Origin of the sequence: Pseudomonas agronomica (assembly GCF_025917275.1) — a bacterium.
GTDB lineage: Bacteria > Pseudomonadota > Gammaproteobacteria > Pseudomonadales > Pseudomonadaceae > Aquipseudomonas > Aquipseudomonas agronomica.
On record NZ_JAOSHO010000530.1, the window covers coordinates 1 to 3,295 of the forward strand.

Consider the following 3,295-nt stretch of genomic DNA (forward strand, 5'->3'; position numbering starts at 1 on the left):
GCAGCTCCTGCGCAATACCCGTAGGGGTTAGTGAGAGTGACGCGGTACCTCGGCGCCGCGGCAGCCCACCAGGAAGTCGAAGTCGCAGCCCTGGTCCGCTTGCAGCACATGGTCGATGTACAACTGGCGATAGCCGCCCACCAACAATTGCTGCGGTGGCGCGAGGTCGGCCAGGCGCGCGGCGAGTTCGGCGTCCGGGATGTCCAGGTGCAGGCGGCCGCTGGCGCAGTCGAGTTCGATCCAGTCGCCTTCTTTCACGGCGGCAAGAGGCCCGCCGGCCGCGGCTTCCGGTGCCACGTGCAGGACCACGGTGCCGTAGGCGGTGCCGCTCATGCGCGCATCGGAAATGCGCACCATGTCCGTCACGCCCTGGGCCAGCAGCTTGGCTGGCAAGCCCATGTTGCCGACTTCGGCCATGCCTGGATAACCCTTCGGCCCACAGTTCTTCATCACCAGGATGGAGTCGGCGTCCACATCGAGCTCAGGGTCGTTGATTCGGGCCTTGTACTCGTCGAAGTTCTCGAACACCACGGCGCGGCCACGATGCTGCATCAATTCCGGCGTGGCGGCGGATGGCTTGAGCACCGCGCCGAGTGGCGCCAGGTTGCCGCGCAGTACGCAGATGCCGCCGTCGGCGCGGATCGGATTGTCCAGGGTGCGGATGACCTCGTCCTGGCCGTAGATCGGTGCGTCCTGGGTGTTTTCGCCGAGGCTCTTGCCGTTGACCGTCAGCGCGTTCGGGTGCGGGATCAGGTTCGCTTCGCCGAGACGACGGAGCACGGCGGGCAGGCCACCGGCGTAGTAGAACTCCTCCATCAGGAAGCGCCCGGACGGCTGCAAATCGACGATGGTCGGCATGCCACGACCGATGCGGGTCCAGTCGTCCAGGTCCAGTTGCACGCCAATGCGCCCGGCGATGGCCTTGAGGTGAATCACCGCGTTGGTCGAACCGCCAATGGCGGCGTTGACGCGGATGGCGTTTTCGAAGGCTTCCTTGGTCAGGATCTTCGACAATTTCAGGTCTTCACGGACCATTTCCACGGCACGCATGCCGGACATGTGGGCGAGCACATAACGACGGGCGTCCACGGCCGGAATCGCGGCGTTGTGGGGCAGGGAGGTGCCGAGGGCTTCGGCCATGCACGCCATGGTCGAGGCCGTGCCCATGGTGTTGCAGGTGCCGGCCGAGCGGGACATGCCGCCCTCGGCCGCGAGGAAATCGTCGATGGTGATGGTGCCGGCCTTGACCTGTTCGCTCAACTGCCACACCACGGTGCCCGAGCCGATGTCCTGGCCCTTGTGCTTGCCGTTGAGCATCGGCCCGCCGGTGACGACGATGGCCGGCACGTCGCAACTGGCGGCGCCCATCAGCAAGGCCGGGGTGGTCTTGTCGCAGCCGGTGAGCAACACCACGCCGTCAATCGGGTTGCCGCGAATCGCCTCTTCCACGTCCATGCTCGCCAGGTTGCGCGTCAGCATGGCGGTGGGGCGCAGGTTCGATTCGCCGTTGGAGAACACCGGGAATTCCACCGGGAAGCCCCCGGCCTCGATCACGCCGCGCTTGACGTGTTCGGCGATCTGCCGGAAGTGCGCGTTGCACGGCGTCAGCTCCGACCAGGTGTTGCAGATACCGATGATCGGCTTGCCGTGGAACTGATGGTCGGCGATGCCCTGATTTTTCATCCAACTGCGGTACATGAAGCCGTTCTTGTCGGCAGTGCCAAACCATTGGGCCGAGCGCAGGGAGGGTTTCTTATCAGACATGATCGATTCTCTTATTGTATGACTATATTGTTCGAGCTGAAGCGTAACATAAGCGCAATTTGCGCGGTTTGGAAGTGTTGTTGGGTAAATAGTATTACTATATAGTCCGATTCAACGGAGGGGTTGTCCTCGCGGTCATTCGCGAGAGAAATCCCCCGAGGTTCTATAACAACAACAATCGGAGACCGGTCCCATGAGCCAGGAATTGCGGCTTATTCGTCGCATCACCCTCAAACTGATTCCCTTCCTGATCCTGCTGTACCTGATCGCCTACGTGGACCGCTCTGCGGTGGGCTTTGCCAAGCTGCACATGGGCGCTGACATCGGCATCGGCGACGCCGCCTACGGCCTGGGCGCCGGGCTGTTTTTCATTGGTTATTTCCTGCTGGAGATCCCCAGCAACCTGATGCTGGAACGCTTCGGCGCGCGGCGCTGGTTCGCCCGGATCATGATCACCTGGGGCGCCATCACCATCGGCATGGCGTTTGTGCAGGGGGCCCACAGTTTCTACGTGATGCGCTTCTTGCTGGGCGCGGCCGAAGCCGGGTTCTTCCCGGGCGTGCTGTACTACATCACCCAATGGTTCCCGGTGCGCCATCGCGGCAAGATCCTCGGCCTGTTCATTCTTTCCCAACCCATCGCGATGATGATCACCGGCCCCGTGTCCGGTGGCTTGCTGGGCATGGACGGCATCCTGGGCCTGCACGGCTGGCAATGGCTGTTCATCGTCATCGGCCTGCCGGCGGTGCTGCTGACCTGGCCGGTGCTGCGCTACCTGCCGGATGGCCCGCAACAGGTGAAATGGATGGACCAGGCCGAGAAGGACTGGCTGACCGGCGAACTGCAAAAAGATCTGCAGGAATACGGCCAGACCCGCCACGGCAATCCGCTCCATGCGCTGAAGGACAAACGTGTGTTGCTGCTGGCGCTGTTCTACCTGCCCGTGACCTTGAGCATCTATGGGCTGGGCCTGTGGTTGCCGACGCTGATCAAGCAGTTCGGTGGCAGCGACCTGGTGACTGGTTTTGTGTCATCCGTGCCGTATATCTTCGGCATCATCGGCCTGTTGATCATTCCGCGCAGCTCCGACCGCTTGAATGATCGGTACGGTCACCTGGCCGTGTTGTATGTGCTCGGTGCCATCGGCCTGTTCCTCAGTGCCTGGCTGTCGGTGCCGGTGTTGCAACTGGCGGCGCTGTGCCTGGTAGCGTTCGCGCTGTTTTCCTGCACGGCGGTGTTCTGGACCTTGCCGGGACGGTTCTTCGCCGGCGCCAGTGCGGCGGCGGGCATTGCTTTGATCAACTCGGTGGGCAACCTTGGCGGTTATATCGGACCGTTCGTGATCGGTGCGCTGAAGGAATACACCGGCAACCTGGCCTCGGGGCTGTATTTCCTGTCGTGCGTGATGGTGTTCGGCCTGGTGCTGACCGGCGTGGTCTATCGCCTGCTGGAGCGCAAGCATGTGCTGCCGGCGGACCAGTTCGCCGCCAGCGCCCGAGGGGCGACGCGTACCTGAGGTCACCACAACCCA

The 3,295-nt window shown here is 63.0% G+C and carries 2 protein-coding genes; one reads left to right on the forward strand and one right to left on the reverse strand.

Features of this window, described 5'->3' with window-relative positions; genetic code table 11:
• Positions 1-27 precede the first annotated feature (27 nt).
• A complete protein-coding gene (locus OC610_RS23935) occupies positions 28-1,764 on the reverse strand; it encodes an IlvD/Edd family dehydratase (protein ID WP_264431377.1) in 1,737 nt (578 codons plus the stop codon).
• A gap of 193 nt (positions 1,765-1,957) precedes the next feature.
• Here OC610_RS23935 and OC610_RS23940 point away from each other — a divergent pair, with 193 nt between their 5' ends.
• Positions 1,958-3,280 (forward strand): MFS transporter, encoded by a 1,323-nt coding sequence (locus OC610_RS23940; protein ID WP_264431379.1) that lies wholly within the window; start codon positions 1,958-1,960, stop codon positions 3,278-3,280.
• Positions 3,281-3,295 lie beyond the last annotated feature (15 nt).